This is a genomic window from Buchnera aphidicola (Meitanaphis elongallis) (assembly GCA_039830015.1).
Classification (GTDB): Bacteria; Pseudomonadota; Gammaproteobacteria; order Enterobacterales; family Enterobacteriaceae; genus Buchnera_B; species Buchnera_B aphidicola_AU.
The window spans coordinates 201,671-223,653 of record CP140033.1 but is presented as its reverse complement, the minus strand read 5'-3'; the positions used below and the strand labels follow the sequence as shown (position 1 = coordinate 223,653).

Genomic DNA, 21,983 nt, shown 5'->3' with positions numbered 1-21,983 from the left:
GTCCATTTTACCTCCTATACTAATCTTGGATTAATCTTACTCACATTAATATTAAATTGATTCATTGCATCAACAACAATCGTTTCATCAAAACTATTACACTTAGACAATTCTAACAAAGCAGCAATAACTATATAAAATTCATTAATTTCAAAATAATTTCTTAAATTTTTTCTACTATCAGAACGTCCAAAACCATCTGTTCCTAATACACGAAAACTAATTCCTGGTATATAAGCTCTTACTTGATCAGCAAACAATTTCATATAATCAGTAACAGCAATCGCAGGAAAATTGTTCATTATCTTTGCAATATAAGGAATTTTTTTATCTTTTGCTGTTGGATGCAGCAAATTCCACCGTTCACAATCTTGACCATTTCTAGCTAATTCAGTAAACGATGTAACACTATAAATGTCTGAACTAATATTATATGTTTTCAATAAAATTAAAGCAGCCTTGCACACACATTGTAAAATAGAACCTGAACCCAATAATTGCACTTTAATTTGTGTTTTCCCTATACTTTTTAATTTATAAATACCTTTACATATACCTTCTTCTGAACCTACAGGCATTGCAGGCATTACATAATTTTCATTAAATGTAGTAATGTAATAATAAATATTTTCTTGTACATCACCATACATTCTATTTAAACCATTGTGAATAATTACTGCAAGTTCATAAGAATATGCAGGATTGTATGATACGCAATTTGGTATAGTTAACGCCTGAATATGACTATGACCATCTCCATGTTGTAATCCTTCTCCATTCAATGTCGTCCTTCCTGAAGTTCCTCCTATTAAAAATCCTCTAGCTTGTTGATCACCTGCAGCCCAACATATATCACCTATTCTTTGAAATCCAAATATAGAATAATAAATATAAAAAGGAATCATAGGAAAATCATTAGTACTGTAAGAAGTAGCCGCCGCTAACCAAGAAGCAAAAGCACCCAATTCATTTATTCCCTCTTGCAAAATTTGACCTTTTCGATCTTCTTTATAATATGCTAATTGCTCCTGATCTTGAGGAATATACTTTTGACCATGAACATTATAAATTCCTATTTTTCGAAATAATCCTTCCATACCAAATGTACGCGCTTCATCGGCAATAATAGGAACTATTCTTTCTTTAATACTAATATTTCTTAAAATAATGTTTAATATACGTACGAAAGCTACTGTAGTAGAGATCTCTTTGGTTTGTTCCATTAAAAGTACTTTGAAATCACTCAATTTTGGCAATTCAAGCCTTTTAGTAAAACGAGCGAGACGAAAAGGCAAATATCCTCCTAATTTTTTCCTATTATCATGAAGGTATTTATATTCTTTACTATCAAATTCAAAAGAAACATAAGGTAAAGAACCAAGATCTTTATCTTGAACTGGAATACAAAATCTATCTCGAATATGACGTATCCCTTGTATATCAATCTTTTTTAACTGATGAGCAATATTTTTACCTTCTGCAATATTGCCAAGTCCATATCCTTTTATCGTATGTATTAATATTATTACTGGTTTTTCTATAATTTTATTAGCTTTGTCAAAAGCAGCATACACTTTTTTAAAATCATGCCCTCCCCTATTCAATTTCCAAATCTGTTCGTCGGTCATATCCTTAACTAAATCCATTGTTTCTTTATATTTTCCAAAAAAATGCTTTCTTACATAAGCTCCATCTTTAGATTTAAATGTTTGATAATCACCATCTAAGGTCTCATTCATCAATTTTACTAACTGTCCAGTAGTATCCCTGTCTAATAATTTATCCCATTCACTTCCCCATATTACTTTAATAACTTCCCACCCTGATCCTTTAAAAACACTTTCCAATTCATTAATTACTTTTCCATTTCCCATAACTGGACCATCTAATCTCTGCAAATTACAATTAACAATAAAAATTAAATTGTCCAGCTTTTCACGAAAAGCAATGGAAATAGCTCCTTTAGATTCTGGTTCATCCATTTCTCCATCTCCCAAAAAAACATATACTTTTTGGTTAGACGTATTTTTCAAATTTCTATTTTGTAAATATTTTAAAAATTTTGCTTGATAAATCGCACATAACGGACCTAATCCCATAGATACTGTAGGAAATTGCCAAAAATCAGGCATACATTTTGGATGCGGATAAGAAGGAAGACCATTTCCATTTACTTCTTGTCTAAAATTATCTAATTGTTCTCGATTTAATCTCCCTTCAACAAATGCACGAGCATAAATTCCTGGAGAAATATGTCCTTGAAAATAAACTAAATCACCACTATCCTTTTCATTACGAGCACGAAAAAAATGATTAAAACATACCTCATAAATTATTGCTGCTGATTGAAAAGAAGACAAATGACCGCCTAAATCTAGATTTTTTCTAGAAGCACGAAGTACAATCATTATTGCATTCCACCTTATTGCAGAACATATTTTATACTCTAAAGATAAATTGCCTGGATAAAACGGTTCATTTGATACAGATATAGTATTAACATAATCACTAATTATTCTACTACTTATAACTTTTACATTTTCTCGCTCTAATCTTTTAATAATAGAGTTAACAATAAAACTTGCTCGTTCAACACCTTCTTCACGAATAACTGATTCAATTCCTTTTATCCAATCATTTGTTTCAATGGGATCAATATCATTAAACAAAAAATCTGTCATATGTAATGTTCCTCATAAATTATGTAAATAAATGACCTATTAATTTATTTTTTTATTTAAAAATACAATTTAAATGTACCTATTTACAAGCTTTCTAAAAAGAAATAAAAAATATTAAATCTTAATAATTCAACATACTAATAATTTAATTAATATAAGAGCTATTAAAAAATTAACTAATTAATGCAATTAACACATCTTAGAATAATCAAAGTTATAAAACTCAAAAACATGTTCTAGGATTTAATAATTGATGAACATATAAAATATAAAATATAACTCATATTAAAATTAAACTTTAACATATATAAATGTCATAAAGTGACAATGACCTTTATAGCTTTAAATAATAACAAAAACATTAAAATTATTCGTATAATTCAAAATATTTTCTTAAATTAAATATAAATAAATGACACGTTATTTATAAACATTATATCCAAAATACTTATTGCTTTAAAAACCGCACAAAATTGTGAAACAATACTCATAACGACATAAAAATATTACTTCAAAACAACTATTACAATATACATTATTACCTCATCGTTGCCTTAATCTCATATTAAAATAAAACTTTATATCTCTTGATCATTAAATATTTTGTTTTCTTGTTCAGAAACTTTTATAAATGTTGTACGTTTAGTTAATTCTTTTAAGCTTGAAGCACCTACATAAGTGCACGCAGAACGAAGTCCTCCCAAAATATCACATATCGTTTTATCAACTGAACCACGAAACAATAATTTTACTACTTTACCTTCTAAAGCTTTGTATGCTGCTACCCCTCCTATATGACGATCCATAGCAGGTTTGGAACTCATACCATAAAAAATCATATATTTTTTATTATCCTCCTCAAAAACTAATCCTTCACATTCATTATGTCCCGCTAGCATTCCGCCTAACATTACAAAATCTGCCCCACCTCCAAAAGCTTTTGCTATATCTCCTGAAACAATGCATCCTCCGTCACTTATAATTTGCCCACCTAAACCATGAGCAGCATCTGAACATTCAATAACAGCAGACAATTGTGGATACCCTATAGCAGTTTTAATACGAGTAGTACACACAGATCCAGGACCTATACCTACCTTTATTATGTCAGCACCAGACACAATCAACTCTTCTACCATTTCTCCAGTAACTACATTACCCGCACAAATAATTTTCTCTGGAAAATGTTCTCGTACCTTCTTCACAAAAGAAACAAACTGCTCAGTATAACCATTAGCTACGTCAATACAAATATATTTTAATTTAGACGATAAGGATAAAATTTTTTTTAACTTCTCAAAGTCTTCTTCTGACATACCAGTAGAAACGATGACATACTTTAACACAGTATCAGAAACACTATAAATAAAATTTCTCCAACATGTATACGAATAATACTTATGAACCGCAGTTAATACATGAAATGAAGATAATACTTTAACCATACAAAATGTACCTACAGTATCCATATTAGCAGCAATCAAAGGAATCCCACTCCATGTTTTTCCTGAATTTTTAAAAACAAAATGACGAGTAAGATCAACTTGTAATCGACTTTTTAATATAGAACGCTTTGGACGAATAAGAACATCTTTAAATCCCAACTTGATATCTTCTTCAATACGCATAAATTAATAATCTCTATTTTAAACAAAATAATATTGTTTTTTTTCAAAAAAACAGTTTATAATAAATGTTATTATTACATAATAAGACATATCTGAAAAAATTCAGATCAACTTGTAACACATAACTTCAAACTTATATCTTATGACTTACATTGTAGCTCTTACAGGAGGGATTGGTAGCGGAAAAACTACCATATCAAATTTATTTAAAAACATCGGCATACAAGTTGTTGATACCGATACAATTACAAGAAACATTTTAAAATATGATCAAACAATAATAAATAAAATTATAAAAAAATTTGGAATGCAATTTCTAAAAACAAACGGATCAATAAATCGAAAAACTCTAAAAAATTATATATTTTCTCATAAAATAAAAAAGCTCTGGTTGGAAAAACTATTACATCCCATAATAATCAAAACAATGAAAAAAAAACTAGAACAAGTAACATCTCCATGGTGCTTATGTGTAATTCCCCTTTTAATAGAAATGAAATTATATCGATACGTAAATCGAATATTACTAGTTGATATACCCATACAACAACAACTTCAAAGAACTATAAAAAGAGATAAAATTAATGCAATACAAGCTAAATTAATTATTTCTACTCAAGCCACTCGATTAGAACGCTTATTAATTGCGGATGATATTATAGATAACACTAATACAATAGATGTTGTAAACTCATCTATAAAAAGATTAAACGAACATTACTTAAAGTTAACAAAAACACGATTTAATAGACTACAACAACATACTTTTTACTATGAAAGTAATAAGTATATCAAAACCCTTTGAACAAAACATGAAGCACTAAAACATCACTTAAAACCATATATTATACAAAGAAACATTATAATCATCAGTATTATAACTATCCCTAAAAACTAAAAATTTTTATATATAAATAAAAATATTTAAAATACATCAACTTTTGTTAAATGTTCCTACATGTAATTAATACATAACATATTAAAATACACATTGTAACTTGACATATATAAATTATCAATTAATGTTAAATCAGCAATTTAAATTCCATAAAATTATCAAGTAACATAACTTAATTTTGCATAATTTTATAAAATATATGCTTAAAATTTGATTTTTTTATTATTTAACATTTAATCACAACAATTTTTTAAATACATATTCAAAACATCGTATCTTTATTTATAAAATGAGTTTTAAATAAAGTAGAAGTTACTTCGTACTTTAACAATTCCAACATAGCAGAAAACGTAATAAAAGACTCTCTCTTATATTCTTGCTTAGGGTCTTTTTGTGCATAACCTCTCAAATGAATTCCTTGACGTAAACATTCTAAAAATGATAAATGTTCTTTCCAAAATGCATCTAACGTTTCAATCATAACCGATTTCTCCAATTTACCTATATTATTTAATCCAATAACTTTTTTCTTTTCTTCATAGTTCCTATTAACATATTGTAAAATCTTTTTAGTTAATTCTTCTTCATACAACGTACTATCGTTATTCAACCATTTTGCAATTGGACAAACTAAATTAAAATCCTTATATAAACACAATTCTAATTCAGATATTTTCCATTGTTCCTTTAATAAATTTTTTTTTACATATTTATTAATAACATTAGTAAATACATCATCATAAATTTTTTTAATAACACTACTAATACTGTTAGAATTAATAATACAATTTCTTTGATGATAAATAATACAACGTTGCTCATTTGCAACATCATCATATTCTAATAATTGCTTTCGAATATCAAAATTTCGACTTTCTACTTTTTTTTGAGCACTAGAAATTGCTTTAGTTACAAAAGAATGAGTAATAGCTTCACCATATTTTATACCTAATACTTTCATAATTTTAACAATACGATCAGAAGAAAAAATTCGAAGCAAAGAATCTTCCATAGACAAATAAAATCGAGAAGAGCCAACATCTCCCTGACGACCAGATCGACCTCTTAATTGATTATCTATCCTTCTAGACTCATGTCTTTCTGTCCCAATAATATGCAATCCACCAGATTTTAAAACAAGATCATGTTCTTTTTTCCATTCTCTTTTAAGATACCTTATTTTTTTATCATTAAACGTTCTTTTTTCTATTGAATCTAATTCTAGACTTCCACCTAACACTATATCAGTTCCTCTCCCTGCCATATTAGTCGCAATAGTAACTGCTTGCAATTTTCCAGCTTGAGCAATAATGTCAGCTTCTCTAGAATGAAAATTTGCATTTAAAACATTATGTTTAATACCTAATTTAATTAAACGTTTAGAAATTAATTCAGATTTTTCGATAGATGTTGTTCCAACTAATACAGGCTGATTCCGTTTCATACATTTTTCGATATCTTTAATAATTGCATCTATTTTTTCTAATTCAGTCATATATACTAAATCAGGCATGTCATTTCGCACCATAGGACAATTAGTTGGTATAATAACTGTATCTAAATCATAAATGGAACTAAACTCAGCTGCTTCCGTTACCGCAGTACCAGTCATTCCTGATAATTTATTATATAATCGAAAATAATTCTGAAAAGTAATCGATGCTAATGTTTGACTTTCACTCCTTATTTTTACTTTTTCTTTAGCCTCTATTGCTTGATGTAAACCATCTGACCATCTCTTTCCTTGCATAGTTCTTCCAGTATGTTCATCAACAATAATTACACGTTCATTTTTAACAATATAATCTATATTTTTAAAAAATAAGTTATGAGCCCGTAAAGCTGCTATAATATGATGCATTAACATAATATGTTTAGACGAATATAATAGTTCTGAACTCTTTATTAAATTCTCTTGAACTAACCATTTTTCAGCTTCTATTAAACCTCTTTCAGTTAAACTAATTTGACGTTGTTTTTCATCAACAGAAAAATGTCCTATTCCAGAAAATGTATCTGAATCTTCTTGTTTCTGAAATATTAATTTTGGTACAATTTTATTAATTTTAAAATATAATTCTGAATTGTCTTCTGAATCTCTAGAAATAATCAGCGGTGTACGTGCTTCATCTATTAAAATAGAATCAACTTCATCTACTAATGCAAAATTTAAACCTCTTTGTACTCTATCTTTCTTTGAATAGATCATATTATCTCTTAAATAATCAAATCCATATTCATTATTAGTACCATATGTTATATCGGAAAAATAAGCTCTTTTTTTTAGTTCGTGAGACATACCTGAAATGTTAACGCCAACAGTTAAACCAAGAAAATTAAATAAAATTTGATTATTTTTTGCATCTCTTTGAGCAAGATAATCATTCATAGTCACAACATGAACGCCCTTTCCTGCTAAAGCATTCAAATATACTGGTAAAGTTGCTGTCAAAGTTTTACCTTCACCTGTTCTCATTTCTGCAATACATCTATGATGCAATACCACTCCACCTAATAATTGAACATCAAAATGACGCATTCCAAACACTCGTTTACTAGCTTCTCTGACTACAGCAAACGATTCTGATAATAAATCATTTAATTTATAACCCTCTTTTAGACGAGATCTAAAAACATCGGTTTGATTTCTTAATTGTTTATCTGAAAATTTTGTAAATTTACTTTCTAAATCATTAATTTCTTCCGTGATTTTTTTTACTTGTTCTAATATCCGATCATTGCGATTACTAAACAATTTACTAAAAAATTTGATTATCATATTCATTTATACTCATATTTAAATAGAATATTAAAACGTTATGCTTTTGTATAAAAAGCTCATTAAAAATTACATAAATAGCATTTAACACACAAAAAGTAGAAATTATCTCTATTTTCTATATGTCATTAAGTAATTTTGACTCATTAATATATTATTTAAAATAGAAAAACTAATATAAAATATGTTATAAATAATTCTATATAAAATTTCTGAACAATTTTAAACAAAATTATAAAAATATTATATATATAATCATAAATAAAAGTTAGACATTACATATTCATATGCACAATATTTGTTTATAAACAATATATACTCAAATTTAAAACTAAAAATGTTGTTACTTTCTTAAAACAAAAAATTAAAATAAATTGCTATGTAATTATTGTAATGAAAATACCCATTGTTTTAATTTTTTAAAACACTACTCAAAATTTACCTTATTTCTACTAAAAACTATTAAATACATAAAATTAATTACAATTAGCTAAACATTATCCTACTAAAAAATTATTAAAAATTATTTCAGATAAATATCTAATTGCAAAGAATTACTCCAGTTTTATTCCATATTGGCAAACGACGATAAAATCTATTATCAGAACTTGTATTACACACTATATCTCCTTCAAAACTAATGTTTAACATATTAACATTTTCGGGAGGAGTTAAAATCAAAGATTGAGGTTTATGAAGTTTTAAATAATAATTATAAACTTTCATAGCTCCAGAAGATCCATAGAATCTTGAAGATTTATTATTATCTCTTCCAATCCAAACTATTACTACTTGTTTTCCATCAATTCCAACAAACCAACTATCAACTAAATCATTTGTTGTTCCTGTTTTACCTGCTATAGAAACATCTTTAAATGACATTCCCAACTGCTTTGCAGTACCATACTTAACAACTGATTGCATAGCATACAATATTAAATATGTAGCTTGTACCGATGTTACTCTTTCAGATTGAGAAATACGACTATATATCGTAACGCCTTCATTAGACATTATTGATTGAATAGCAAATAAACGAGATCTATTACCTCCACTAGCTATAACTTGAAATACCTTAGCTACTTCCATAGGGGTTAAATTAATTGAACCTAAAGACATAGCAGGAATCGCAAGTATTTGTTCACAACTTAATCCTAACTTTATCCAAGTTTTGACTAATTGCCCTAATCCTAATCGCATACCTAAATGAACTGTAGGAATATTAATAGAGTTAATCAAAGCATCAATCAACATAACTTTTTTAGAAAACTTAAAATTGTTATTTTGAGGTTTCCATAATTTTCCATTCTTCAATTTTATAGCAATAGGTTGATCTGAAATCCAAGTACTTAAATTGAACTTTTCTGGCTGAGATAAAGCAGTCAAATACGTTATAGGTTTAGACAATGAACCAATTGAGCGACGAGCTTGAATAGCGCGATTATATCCTAAAATTTTCGGATTAGAACTACCTAAGACACCTTGAATTTCCCCATTAATTCTATCAATAATCACCATAGCTGTTTCTAAATCTTCGAGATCCTTTTCCTTTTTTAACAAAGGTATAACATGTTCTATTGCGTGCTCTGCAGATGTTTGAGACGTTGGGTCTAATGTAGTAAAAATTTTTATTCCTGATAAATTCTTAATTTTATCGCCTAACTTTTCTTTCAATTCTTGTTTAACAATTTGCAAAAATGCAGTTTGAGACGAAATAATATCGCCTCGAGATTTAACTTTTAAGGATTTTACTATAAGAGCATTATATAAATTACTATTAATAACATTTTGCTGCAATAACATATGTAACACTATATTACGCCTATTTAATGCCATTTTAGGATTGTTCCAAGGATTATAAAAAGATGCCCCCTTCATCATACCTACTAATAGTGCACATTGATCAAGATTTAATTCATTTATGGGACGACCAAAATAGTATAAACTTGCTAATGGAAATCCTCTAATTTGTTTACCTCCATCTTGTCCCAAATATACTTCATTCAAATATAACTCTAAAATTCGATCTTTACTATATTTCCAATCCATAATTAACGCCATATATATCTCATTTATTTTTCTCCATAAGGATCGAGTATTAGTTAAAAACAAATTTTTTACTAATTGTTGAGTAAGAGTACTTCCACCTTGAATAGTACACCCAGCACTAATATTAGCTAAAAAAGCACGAAAAATAGAATAAACATTTATTCCATCATGATGATAAAAATATCGATCTTCTACAGTCAATAACACATCAATCAACATTTTAGGATAATATTTTCTAGGCAAAAAAAGCCTCTGTTCTCCATTAGGAGGATGTAATATAGTAATTAACTGAGGATCTAACCTTAATATACTAAAATTATGATTATTAAATACATTTTTAATTTTTATTAGTTTATCACTAGAAAAATATAATTTAGCACAAATTTTCTCTTCTATTCCATCAGGAAAATCAAAAGACCGCCTTATTAAGGTTATACTATTTTTTTTTACAACAAATTCTCCAGGTTGTTTTAACATAGATACATGTTGATATTGCATTCCTTTTAATATAGAAATCATATCCTGTTTAGTATAATAATTTCCAGGTTCTAAAGTAATTATTCTACTATATACTAACGTAGGAAATTGCCATATCCTTCTATCTATGAAAGTAGTAATTTTAATGTATAAAAAAAATCCATATATTATTATTAAAATAAATAATATTAAAAAAGTCATAGCTAAATAAACTGCGTTCAATTTTATGTTTATTTTACGCATTTACTAATTAACCTCTAAAATTTTGCACAAAAATCTTAAAAATACAAACGTGAAAAATAAATTACGAAAAACAACTAATAATTCTAATAAAAATCATTAATTGAAACATCATAAAATATACTTTTTCAAAGCTTCAAAAAATACATAAATATTTATGTAAAGTACTAATATTGTACTTATTAATATATGAAAAAAGGACCAATCGACGTATTCGGTAAATTAAAAATATTAGGATAAGTTACTTTTACCAAATATAAACCTTCAGGTTTAGCCGTAGGAGATGCCAACCGTCTATCCTTAGATAACAACAATTCCTTTATCCAATGTTCACTGCGTTTAGAAACACCTATTTCCATTAAACATCCTACAATATTACGCACCATATGATATAAAAAAGCATTTGCCGTAATATCAATAATTACTAATCGATGTATGCTAAACACTTTTAAAGATATAATTTTACGAATAGAACTAACTGATTGACAATTAATAGCTCTAAATGAAGTAAAATCGTGTTCACCAATCAAATATTGAGCAGCACGATTCATCTTTGAAATATCTAACTTTTTATAAAAATTATATAATCCCTTCGAAAAAATAGATGAACGATATTTATAATTATAAATTATATAACGATATCTACGAGATAAAGCACTATGACGCGCATGAAAAAATTCCGGGACTTCTTTCTTCCATAGCACAGAGATATCTCTTGGTAAGTATCGATTTACTCCAAAAATCCAAGAACTACGACTTCTTACAGAAGAGGTATAAAAATGAACTACCTGCCCAGTACTATGCACACCAGAATCAGTTCTTCCTGCACAAAAAACATTTATTCTATGATCAGCTATAGTTGATAATGCTGATTCTAATTTTTCTTGAACATTTAATGCTGACTTTTGATATTGCCACCCATGATAATTACTACCTTGATATTCAATCCCTAATGCAATTTTTACATAATTAACTGTTCTATTCATAAAATATCCTAAGCTACAATGAAAAATCTAAAATATTATTCTATTATCTATAATAACTATGCAATTAATTATTACAATTAATCTAATTTATGTAATACTCGTTACTTTAAATAATAAATTTATTTTTAAAAAGTATAAAATTTACAACAAATTTATATTTTGATATTATTAATACATTATAAAAATTAAAAAATTTTGCACATAAAATTATTTTTCTATCATAAAATATGATAATTTCTGTATAAAATAAATAACATAGATTAACTTCACATGTTGCATTAAAAACGTCTACTATAAAACTATGAAGTTAAATTTTTTGTTTCAAATGCAATATATTTATGGAATATGTTATGCAAAAAGAAAAAAATAAAAAAAGATCTTCTCTAAGTATACTGTTTATGGCAGGAGTACAACCTTATGAAAATTCAAAAAATGAAAAATATATGAATATGAAACAGATTAATCATTTTAAAAAAATCCTTCTAGCTTGGGCTGCTCAACTAAAAAACAACATACCTCAAAAAAAATTATACACACAAGAAAAAGCTACAAATTTTCCAGATCCTATAGATCGAGCTGTGCAAGAAGAAGAATTTAGTTTTGAATTACGTCATCGAGATAGAGAAAGAAAATTAATAGATAAAATAGAAAAAACCTTAAAAAAAGTTGAAGAAAATGACTTTGGATATTGTGATTCGTGTGGAGTAGAAATTGGAATACGAAGATTAGAAGCACGACCTACTGCTAATTTATGCATAGATTGCAAAACATTAGCAGAGATTAGAGAAAAACAAATGCTAGGATAAACATTTTATGTAATTAAAAATATCATAGTGAACGGGATTCTACCCGTTTCACTTTCATTCCATATTAAAATGTACCATATGAAATTTATCTACATAAGTATTTTATCTATATTTATTAATAAAATAAAATTATTTCATTACTACTGTTCTCTTATAATTTTAACAATTTCCGTTTTAACTCATTAATAAACATATTCAATTCAATTTAAATATAACAACTCAAACTAAACTAGATTTCTGTTACATTAATTTAGTAATATAAAAAATATATAAAAATTAAGAAAATGACTAATATAATTAAAATTTATTTTATAATTTTATTATTATATATAGTATGAATATCTTCAAGATAAATATTCTATTTTAGAAAACATATTTTTATAAATGTCTTACATATTTTATTAAATAAAAAATATTTTTACCATAGATATGGTAATATATTAAATAATAAATTCGATATCATACTGTAATAATGAGTTCAATATATTTTAAATTACAAATAGTTATTAAGAATAATGTATATCTTTAAAAATAAAAACATAAATAATTTTTATTCATAAGCATATATTTATGTCTAATAATATACTTAAAATTAATCTAAACTAAACTATATATGCAAAAAAGAGCTTACCCTTTTGCCAAGTGTGGGCTTTTCTTATATTATTTCAGGAATACTTCAAACATGAAAATACTCAAGTTTGGTGGAACTTCACTTTCCAATGCAACGAAATTTTTATCTGTAGCTAAAATTATTAAAAGAAACTTTAAAAAAGAACAAATAGCGGTTGTACTTTCTGCACCAGAAAAAGTTACTAATTTTTTGGTCAATACCATTGAAAAAGCAATCAATAAAAAAAATGTATTATCTGATATAACTGTAATAAAAAACATTTTTTCTAAAATAACTTTTAATATAAATAAAAAACAAAACAATTTCTCATATAATACAGTTACAGAAATTATAAATAACAAATTTTCAAAATTAAAACGTATTTTTGATGGAATAAATTTATTGAACCAATGTCCAGATAACATTCGTGCTAAAATAATATGTTATGGAGAACTACTATCTGTAGCTATTATGGAAAATATTTTAAAATCTACATTCCAAAAAATTACCATTATTAATCCCGTAAAAAGTCTAGTTGCAATAGGAAATTATTTAGACTCTACTATTGACATTTACGCGTCTACAAAAAAAATTAATTCACTACATATACCTAGTGATCATATTATATTAATGGCGGGATTTATTGCTGGAAACAAAGAAAAAAATCTAGTAACCTTAGGAAGAAATGGATCCGATTATTCCGCAGCTATCTTATCTATTTGTTTAAAAGGAACTATTTGTGAAATTTGGACAGACGTAGATGGAATATATACATGCGATCCAAAAACTGTACACAACGCTAAACTATTAAAATTCCTTTCATATCAAGAAGCTATAGAATTTTCTTATTTCGGAGCAAAGGTACTACATCCAAAAACTATTTCTCCACTTAAAAAATTTCAAATTCCATGCTTAATCAAAAACACTGACAATCCATGTTCTGAAGGTACCATAATATGCAAAAACTCTGATAATACTACAATTCCTATAAAAGGAATTACCTATTTAAATGACATAGTTATGTTTTATATTTCTGGATCAGAAATAAGTAACATGCTTGCAGTAGCATCTCGAATCTTATCTGCAATGTCTTTAAACGGTATCGAGATAATACTAATTACGCAATCTTCTCCACAAAATAATATCAATTTTTGTATACCTCAAAGTTGTATGAAACAAGCTCGCAACATATTAAAAAATGAATTTCAATTAGAATTAAAAAATAAATTGTTAAATCCCATAAAAATAATAAAAAAATTAGCCATTTTATCTATAATAGGATCAAAAATAAAAACTCAACAAAATACTTTTTCAAAAATATTCTTAGCACTATCTAAAACTAATATAGATATATTTGCTATTATACAAGGATCTTCTGAAAATTCCATTTCAATAGTAATAAATAATGATTTCACTGTATCTAGTATACAAACAATACATCATATTTTATTTACAAAATTTAGAACAATCGAATTGTTTTTAATTGGAATTGGTGGTGTAGGTGCAACCTTATTAAATCAGATAAAAACACAACAAAATTGGTTAAAATCAAAAAATATAGATTTAAAAGTTTGTGGAATTGCAAATTCCAAAATATTTCTAAAAAACATGCAAGGAATTGACTTAAATGATTGGAACAAAAAATTTTCTATGTCAACTAATTCATGCAATGTAAATGATATAATAAATCTCTCTAAAAACAATACTCTAATAAATCCAGTTGTCGTTGACTGCACTTCCGATCAAAACATAGCTTATCAATATCTTCTATGGCTTACTAACGGATTCAACGTAGTTACATCTAATAAAAAAGCCAATGCATCAAGCTTAAAATACTATCAAGACATTAGATCAGCTGCCTCACATTCCAAAAAACAATTTTTATATGAAACTAACGTGGGAGCTGGTTTACCTATAATAGACAATCTAAAAAATTTACTTCATGCTGGAGATAAACTAATACATTTTAGAGGGATTTTATCAGGTTCATTATCTTTTATTTTTGGAAAGCTAGAAGAAAACATATCGCTATCTGAAGCAACAAAACAAGCTCAAGAACTCGGACTTACTGAGCCTAATCCAAAAGATGATCTTTCAGGAATAGATGTAGCACGAAAGTTATTAATATTAGCTCGAGAAGTAGGAATAAAATTAGAATTAAAAGACGTTAAAATTGAATCTATATTGCCTAATGAATTTAACTATCTTTCAAACACAAATGATTTTATGATGCAACTTAAAAAATTAGATCAAATGTTTTCTAACCGAATGAAAAATGCACAAAAATTAAAAAAAACTTTAAGATTTATTGGAATTATTACAAAAAAAGGACAATGTCAAGTAAAATTAGATGAAATTGATAAAAACGATCCACTATATGAAATTAAAAATGGAGAGAACGCGTTAGCTTTCTATAGTAAATACTATCATCCCATCCCACTAGTATTAAGAGGATATGGAGCAGGAAACAGCGTGACTGCTGCTGGAGTATTTTCTGATATATTGCGAACATTGTTATAAATAAGGAGAGCTTAAATAAATGATAAAAATTTATTCTCCTGCGTCAATTGGAAATGTAGGCGTTGGATTTGACGTATTAGGTGCTGCAATTGCACCGATAGATGGATCATTTTTAGGAGATGTCGTTACAATCACTCCTTCAAAAACATTTAGTTTAATAAACAAAGGCACTTTCTCACACCAATTACCAAAAAATGTTGATAATAATATAGTTTGGAAGTGTTGGACTTACTTTTGTTCCCTTCTTAAAAAAAATCTTCCAATTACTATTGTTCTCGAAAAAAATATGCCAATTGGATCAGGATTAGGATCTAGCGCTTGCTCCGTAGTTGCTTCTATCACTGCTATGAATACATATTTCAACCATCCAATAAAAAAAACAGAATTATTACTTCTAATGGGAAAACTAGAAGGTCAAATATCTGGTAGTATACACTATGACAACGTTGCACCATGTTTTTTAGGTGGATTACAATTAATAATCAATAAAAACAACATCATATGTCAAAAATTACCTATTTTTGAAAATTGGTTATGGATTATCGCTTGGCCTGGAATAAAAATAACAACAGCAGACGCTAGAACCATGTTACCTTTAAAATATAGTAAAGACATTTGTATTAAACATAGTAGGTACCTAGCTGGATTTATTCATTCTTTATATACAAAACAACCTATATTAGCTTCACAACTTATGAACGATGTTATTGCTGAACCATATCGAATTAAACTATTACCTAATTTCTTAAAAACCAAAAAAGAAATAAAAAAAATAGGAGCTATAGGATGTGGGATATCAGGATCTGGACCAACAATTTTTGCTATTTCAGATAATTTAAAAATTGCAAAGAACATACAAAAATGGCTCAATAAAAATTATCTTCAAACCAATAAAGGATTTGTTCACATTTGTAAACTAGATACTATAGGAACCCGTCAAATAGGATAATCAATGAAACTTTATAACCTAAAAAATATACAAGAAGAAGTTAGCTTTTCAAAAGCTGTGAAACTTGGACTAGGAGAAAAACAAGGACTATTTTTTCCAAAAAAATTGCCAATAATTCCATATGAAAAACTATTAGAATTATTAGAAATGAACTTTTTAAAACGAAGCAGTAAAATATTATCTATGATTATAGGAAAAGAAATCTGTAGTTCAAAGTTATCGGAACAAGTAAATACAGCATTTTCTTGCACCACTCCAATAATCGTCCCAATTACAGAAAACATAGCTTGTTTAGAACTTTTTCATGGCCCTACACTAGCCTTTAAAGATTTCGGAGCAAGATTTATGGCGCAAATTATTTACTTTCTTAATCATGATAAAAATGAAACTATAACAATTTTAACAGCTACATCTGGAGACACTGGAGCTGCAGTTGCTCATGCATTTTACAAAATGAAAAATGTAAGAGTTATAATTTTATATCCTAAAGGGAAAATTAGTGAACTTCAAGAAAAACTATTCTGTACATTAGGAGAAAACATAACGACTATTTCAGTAAATGGAAGTTTTGATGAATGCCAAAATTTAGTCAAACAAGCCTTTCAAGATCACGAACTAAAAAAATCTATAGGACTAAACTCAGCAAATTCAATTAACATTAGTAGGTTATTCGCGCAAATATGTTATTATTTCGAAGCATTTTCTTTAATTAATAGTACACAAAAAAAAAATTTAGTTATATCTGTTCCTTGTGGAAACTTTGGTAATATTACCGCAGGATTACTAGCAAAATCTTTAGGACTCCCTATAAAATCATTTATAGCAGCTACTAATTCTAATGATACAATTCCAAGATTTCTTAATACAGGAAAATGGTTACCTAAAAAAACTATATCAACCATTTCTAATGCAATGGATATTAGTCAACCAAGCAATTGGCCAAGAGTAGAAGAACTATGCAAAAGAAAATCTTGGTCTTTAAAAAAATTAGGATTTGGCAGTGTTTCTGATAGTTCAACAGAAGATAGCTTAAAAAATCTAAAAAAAAATGGTTATATTTCAGAACCACATGCAGCAGTAGCATATAATTTGTTAAAAAACAAATTAAAAGATAACGAATTTGGTTTGTTTTTAGGTACTGCACATCCATCTAAATTTAAACAAACCGTAGAAAAAATATTAAATATAACTCTATCTTTACCTTTAGAATTAGCTAACCGAGTTGAATTACCATTATTATCGTATAATATCTGCCCTCGCTTCTCTATATTAAAAAAATTTCTACTAAAAAAATAAAACATCATTTGTATATAGAGACTCAGCTTTTCTCTATATACAACGAATGTTGTATACAAAAAATTTTAAATTATATTTCAAAAAAATAATGCTGTTAAAACTACATTTTATTTTAAATAATAACATATCTTATGTTCTATGCAAAACATGAACAATATCTCCATCCTGTATATGATAGTTTTTTCCTTCCAACCTCATTTTTCCAAATTTTTTAACATTTTTTACTCCACTATACTTTACGAAGTCAGAATATGAAATGACTTGAGCTCGAATAAAACCTTGACTTAAATCCGTATGAATACATTTTACCGATTCCACAATTGTAATATCACTAGTAGTCCATGCATGGACTTCTTTTTTTCCAGCAGTGAAAAATGTTTTTAATTTTAACAATTTATAACCACAGTAAGCAATAGAACTTAATCCTGATTTATTTAAATCTAGTTTTAGATCGTCATAATTTCTATCTATATCATTTTTAATAAAATTATTACTCATAATGTCCATATAAACTAATAATACAGTAGAATTATCTTGTTTGGAAAAATTATAAACATTCTCAACACATACGTTGTCATCAAAATTTTTACTCATATTAATAACATAAATTATTGGTTTTAATGTAATAAATCTTAAATAACTAATTATATTTGTATCTTCTATAGTTAAATTTAACAATTTTAAAGATTTATTTTTTTGTAAAAATGTTAAACAGCGATGCAATATATCGATTTCCTTGTTTACTATTTTTTTACTGAATATATATTGTTTTTCAAGTGTATTTATTCTATTTTTACATATTTCGAGATCAGATAATATCAATTCCAAATTAATTATTTCGATATCTTTAATAGGATTAATCTCACCGTAAATATGAGTAATTTTATCATTTTTAAAACCACGAACTATATGAATAATCAAATCTGTCTGCTTGATATAATTCAAAAATTGATTTCCTAATCCTTCTCCTTTATATGCACCTTTTACTAAACCAGCTATATCTATTAATTCTATGTATGCTGGAATAATACGGCTAGCATTAACTATATTAGAAATAATATTTAATCGTTCATCAGGAACTAACACTATTCCAATATTAGGTTTAATAGTACAAAATGGAAAATTATCTGCTGGCACTTTTAAATTTGTTAAATTATTAAATATAGTTGATTTCCCAACATTAGGTAATCCTACCAAACCGCATTTAAAACCCATAATGACACTTACCCTTATTACAAATAAAACTTTTCGAAATTAACTGTTTATTTTTTAAAACAGCTATATTTAATATTATTGATTTAAAACTTTTTTTTCTATTAATGTATTTCGTTCTTTGATTAAAAGATTGGTCATTTTTATTGCACGCAATATAGATGTTTCAATTAACAATTTTTCTTCTAACGTCGGAGAAGACAAAACAAAATCTGCTATTTGTTTTAACTTATCAGGACGACCAATACCAATTTGAATTCTTAAAAAATTATTTCTTTTTGCTAACACATCAATAATATTTCTAATTCCATTATGACCATTATGTCCACAACCTAATTTAAATCGAACTAATCCAGGATTTAAATCTAATTCATCATGAACTACTAAAATTTCATCTAATCTAATACGATAGAACTTCAAAACAACTGAAATAGATTTACCACTCAAGTTCATAAACGTATTGGGTATAAATAAATATGTTTTGAAATCACAATAAATGAAAGATCCAATATATCCTAAGAATTTTCTACTCATCTTCAAATCTTGATTATGATAGCAAGCCAAACGCTGAATAAACCAAGAACCTACATTATGTCTAGTTTTGTCATATTTAATAATCGGGTTAGCCAAACCAACTATCAATTTAATGTTTTTCAAATAAATCCTATATCACAAAATAATTAAATTTAAATAACAATGTGTTTCTTATTATATTTAAAGATATTACAATTGATCCATATTTAGATATAAAACGTTTATACAACACATTTTTACAAATATATTTTCTATACATCAAATTTAATTATCTATTAAATCGTCTTTCAGCTTCTTCCCAATTAATTACATGCCAAAAAGCATGTATATAATCTATACGTCTATTTTGATATTTCAAATAATAAGCGTGTTCCCAAATATCTAAACCAAAAATAGGAAAACCTGATACTTCAGATATGCCCTTTCCCATCAATGGATTATTTTGATTAGCAGTGGCTGCAATAAATAATGTTGTATCTTTCTTTACTAACCACGTCCAACCAGAACCAAAATGATTCATAGCTACTTTTTCAAATTCACTTTTAAATTTTTCAATAGAACCAAAATTATTTTCTATAGAAGCCTTTAAATTACCTTTTAAAATAGTTCCAATTTTTAATATTGTCCAAAATAAACTATGATTTGCATGTCCTCCTGCATTATTTTGTAATCCTATCTTATTATCAACATCTATAATATCTAATTTAGAAATTAAATTTTCAATAGGTAAATTGTTAAAATTACTATTAAGTAATATATTGTTAGTATTATTTATATATGTTTGATGATGCTTAGTATGATGAATGAACATCGTCTCTTCATCTAAATATGGCTCTAAACTAGAATAAGAATAAGGAAATAACGGTAACGTATAACTCATATCATGTAATCCTATAAAAATTAACGCAGATTTTTAAAAATATATTTCAAAAACTATGACGTTATCAAAAAAGTAGAATATAATCTTATATTAATAATCTAATACCAAACGTTGTACGCGAAAATTTTTAATCACTCTCTAAAATATAAAAAATTCAATACAATATCCATTATACATTTAAATAATAAAAAATTGAATATATTTTAATAAATAATGAGAACCTAATGTATAAAGTTAAAAAACATTACTTTTTAAGCAAACGTTTTCGCACTTTTTATCCTGTAGTCATAGATATTGAAACTTCTGGACTTAATGCAACAACAAACGCATTGTTAGAAATTGCTATTATTACATTAAAAATGAATTCATTTGGATTATTAAAACAAGAAACAACGCTGCACTATCATATAAAACCATTTATAGGATCAATTATCGATCCTAATGCCGTTGCATTCAATGGTATTGATCCTTTTAACCCATTACGTGGTGCTATTAGTGAATATAAAGCACTAAATACTATATTTCAATTAATTAATTCAGAAATGCATCAACAAAAATGTAGTAAAAGTATAGTCGTAGCTCACAATGCAATTTTTGATCACAACTTTCTCATGGCTGCCATAAAAAGAAACAAAATTAAAAATAACCCATTTCATTCGTTTGCTGTTTTCGATACAGCTACATTGAGTGGATTAGCTGTAGGGCAAACAGTATTGGCACGAGCATGCAAGGCAATTGGATTAAAATTCGACAATAATAAAGCACATTCAGCTTTGTATGATACAAAAAAAACAGCTGATCTTTTTTGTAAAATAGTTAATCTATGGAAAAAATTGGGTGGATGGCCACCCAAAAATCAATAATATAACTTAATAAAAAAAATTAAAAAATTTAATGATATTACAATAAAACTATTTACTCGTCAATATATAATTTCGTAATACAACATATTTTATCAATTTTATATGTATTAATAAATTAAACTTTTGATATTCTATCAGACGTATTCTCGTTTTCTCCAGCTTGTTCAACTAAATTCTTTAATTTTCCAGTTTCAAACAATTCCAATATAATATTACAACCTCCTATAAGTTTTCCATTTATCCATAACTGTGGAAAGGTTGGCCAATTAGCATATCTTGGCAATTCCATCCGAATGTCTGGATTTCTCAAAATATCAACATATGCAAATTTTTTTCTACACGATGATAATGCCTGAACAGCCTGAGCGGAAAATCCACAACTAGGTGAATCAGGAGATCCTTTCATATAAATTAAAATAGAATTGTTTTTAATTTGATCTTTAATTTTTTTTATAACACTCATATCAATTATTCCCTAAATAAATTTAAAAGATTATAATTTTAAAATTATATAACTAAAAATTATAATTAAAACGTTTATAAAAACTTTTATTACTAGATTATAATTTTTTTTT

Annotated in this window: 15 protein-coding genes; 6 read left to right on the top strand and 9 right to left on the bottom strand. The window is 26.7% G+C overall.

From position 1 onward, the window contains the following. Positions 1-14 precede the first annotated feature (14 nt). Both aceE and U0T58_00930 read right to left on the bottom strand, forming a co-directional pair. Entirely contained in the window at positions 15-2,681 is a 2,667-nt protein-coding gene (gene aceE / locus U0T58_00935; GenBank protein ID XBC42465.1) for a pyruvate dehydrogenase (acetyl-transferring), homodimeric type, read from the bottom strand. Between the two features lie 578 nt (positions 2,682-3,259). Beyond that, positions 3,260-4,309, bottom strand: a complete 1,050-nt coding sequence (locus U0T58_00930; GenBank protein XBC42464.1) for a GMP reductase — start codon at positions 4,307-4,309, stop codon at positions 3,260-3,262. Positions 4,310-4,451: 142 nt separating this feature from the next. On the opposite strand from U0T58_00930, the gene coaE reads away from it, so the two are divergent. Next, positions 4,452-5,114, top strand: a complete 663-nt coding sequence (gene coaE, locus U0T58_00925; protein XBC42463.1) for a dephospho-CoA kinase — start codon at positions 4,452-4,454, stop codon at positions 5,112-5,114. Positions 5,115-5,469: 355 nt separating this feature from the next. Here coaE and secA read toward each other — a convergent pair whose 3' ends face one another. The 3 genes from secA to truA form a co-directional block, all read right to left on the bottom strand. Further along, positions 5,470-7,986 carry a preprotein translocase subunit SecA gene (secA, locus tag U0T58_00920; GenBank protein XBC42541.1) on the bottom strand — a complete coding sequence of 839 codons (2,517 nt, stop codon included), beginning with the start codon at positions 7,984-7,986 and terminating at the stop codon, positions 5,470-5,472. Positions 7,987-8,526: 540 nt separating this feature from the next. Beyond that, complete coding sequence (gene mrcB / locus U0T58_00915) at positions 8,527-10,755, bottom strand: penicillin-binding protein 1B (protein XBC42462.1); 2,229 nt, start codon at positions 10,753-10,755, stop codon at positions 8,527-8,529. 179 nt (positions 10,756-10,934) lie between these two features. Further along, positions 10,935-11,738, bottom strand: a complete 804-nt coding sequence (gene truA, locus U0T58_00910; GenBank protein XBC42461.1) for a tRNA pseudouridine(38-40) synthase TruA — start codon at positions 11,736-11,738, stop codon at positions 10,935-10,937. A 350-nt stretch (positions 11,739-12,088) separates the two neighbouring features. Between truA and dksA the strand changes: the two genes are divergently transcribed. The 4 genes from dksA (at position 12,089) to thrC (ending at position 17,919) form a co-directional block, all read left to right on the top strand. Continuing rightward, positions 12,089-12,544, top strand: coding sequence for an RNA polymerase-binding protein DksA (dksA, locus tag U0T58_00905; protein ID XBC42460.1), 456 nt, complete (start codon positions 12,089-12,091; stop codon positions 12,542-12,544). A 682-nt stretch (positions 12,545-13,226) separates the two neighbouring features. Next, complete coding sequence (gene thrA / locus U0T58_00900) at positions 13,227-15,674, top strand: bifunctional aspartate kinase/homoserine dehydrogenase I (protein ID XBC42459.1); 2,448 nt, start codon at positions 13,227-13,229, stop codon at positions 15,672-15,674. Between the two features lie 19 nt (positions 15,675-15,693). Beyond that, positions 15,694-16,623, top strand: a complete 930-nt coding sequence (gene thrB, locus U0T58_00895) for a homoserine kinase (GenBank protein XBC42458.1) — start codon at positions 15,694-15,696, stop codon at positions 16,621-16,623. 3 nt (positions 16,624-16,626) lie between these two features. Further along, complete coding sequence (thrC, locus tag U0T58_00890; protein XBC42457.1) at positions 16,627-17,919, top strand: threonine synthase; 1,293 nt, start codon at positions 16,627-16,629, stop codon at positions 17,917-17,919. 129 nt (positions 17,920-18,048) lie between these two features. Here thrC and ychF read toward each other — a convergent pair whose 3' ends face one another. The 3 genes from ychF to U0T58_00875 form a co-directional block, all read right to left on the bottom strand. Beyond that, positions 18,049-19,134 (bottom strand): redox-regulated ATPase YchF, encoded by a 1,086-nt coding sequence (ychF, locus tag U0T58_00885; protein XBC42456.1) that lies wholly within the window; start codon positions 19,132-19,134, stop codon positions 18,049-18,051. Positions 19,135-19,209: 75 nt separating this feature from the next. Then, positions 19,210-19,788, bottom strand: coding sequence for an aminoacyl-tRNA hydrolase (gene pth / locus U0T58_00880; GenBank protein ID XBC42455.1), 579 nt, complete (start codon positions 19,786-19,788; stop codon positions 19,210-19,212). 145 nt (positions 19,789-19,933) lie between these two features. Next, positions 19,934-20,545, bottom strand: a complete 612-nt coding sequence (locus U0T58_00875) for a Fe-Mn family superoxide dismutase (GenBank protein ID XBC42454.1) — start codon at positions 20,543-20,545, stop codon at positions 19,934-19,936. A 224-nt stretch (positions 20,546-20,769) separates the two neighbouring features. Between U0T58_00875 and rnt the strand changes: the two genes are divergently transcribed. Continuing rightward, positions 20,770-21,408, top strand: a complete 639-nt coding sequence (rnt, locus tag U0T58_00870; protein ID XBC42453.1) for a ribonuclease T — start codon at positions 20,770-20,772, stop codon at positions 21,406-21,408. 115 nt (positions 21,409-21,523) lie between these two features. On the opposite strand, the gene grxD is transcribed toward rnt, so the two are convergent. Further along, positions 21,524-21,871 carry a Grx4 family monothiol glutaredoxin gene (grxD, locus tag U0T58_00865; GenBank protein XBC42452.1) on the bottom strand — a complete coding sequence of 116 codons (348 nt, stop codon included), beginning with the start codon at positions 21,869-21,871 and terminating at the stop codon, positions 21,524-21,526. Positions 21,872-21,983: the final 112 nt, after the last annotated feature.

Excerpts from the sequence above, each read along its gene's own strand:
- secA (XBC42541.1), bottom strand. The coding sequence starts at position 7,986 with ATGATAATCAAATTTTTTAGTAAATTGTTTAGTAATCGCAATGATCGG.
- U0T58_00930 (XBC42464.1), bottom strand. The coding sequence starts at position 4,309 with ATGCGTATTGAAGAAGATATCAAGTTGGGATTTAAAGATGTTCTTATT.
- rnt (XBC42453.1), top strand. The coding sequence starts at position 20,770 with ATGTATAAAGTTAAAAAACATTACTTTTTAAGCAAACGTTTTCGCACT.
- aceE (XBC42465.1), bottom strand. The coding sequence starts at position 2,681 with ATGACAGATTTTTTGTTTAATGATATTGATCCCATTGAAACAAATGAT.
- thrB (XBC42458.1), top strand. The coding sequence starts at position 15,694 with ATGATAAAAATTTATTCTCCTGCGTCAATTGGAAATGTAGGCGTTGGA.
- ychF (XBC42456.1), bottom strand. The coding sequence starts at position 19,134 with ATGGGTTTTAAATGCGGTTTGGTAGGATTACCTAATGTTGGGAAATCA.
- truA (XBC42461.1), bottom strand. The coding sequence starts at position 11,738 with ATGAATAGAACAGTTAATTATGTAAAAATTGCATTAGGGATTGAATAT.
- U0T58_00875 (XBC42454.1), bottom strand. The coding sequence starts at position 20,545 with ATGAGTTATACGTTACCGTTATTTCCTTATTCTTATTCTAGTTTAGAG.
- dksA (XBC42460.1), top strand. The coding sequence starts at position 12,089 with ATGCAAAAAGAAAAAAATAAAAAAAGATCTTCTCTAAGTATACTGTTT.
- coaE (XBC42463.1), top strand. The coding sequence starts at position 4,452 with ATGACTTACATTGTAGCTCTTACAGGAGGGATTGGTAGCGGAAAAACT.
- mrcB (XBC42462.1), bottom strand. The coding sequence starts at position 10,755 with ATGCGTAAAATAAACATAAAATTGAACGCAGTTTATTTAGCTATGACT.
- thrC (XBC42457.1), top strand. The coding sequence starts at position 16,627 with ATGAAACTTTATAACCTAAAAAATATACAAGAAGAAGTTAGCTTTTCA.
- grxD (XBC42452.1), bottom strand. The coding sequence starts at position 21,871 with ATGAGTGTTATAAAAAAAATTAAAGATCAAATTAAAAACAATTCTATT.
- thrA (XBC42459.1), top strand. The coding sequence starts at position 13,227 with ATGAAAATACTCAAGTTTGGTGGAACTTCACTTTCCAATGCAACGAAA.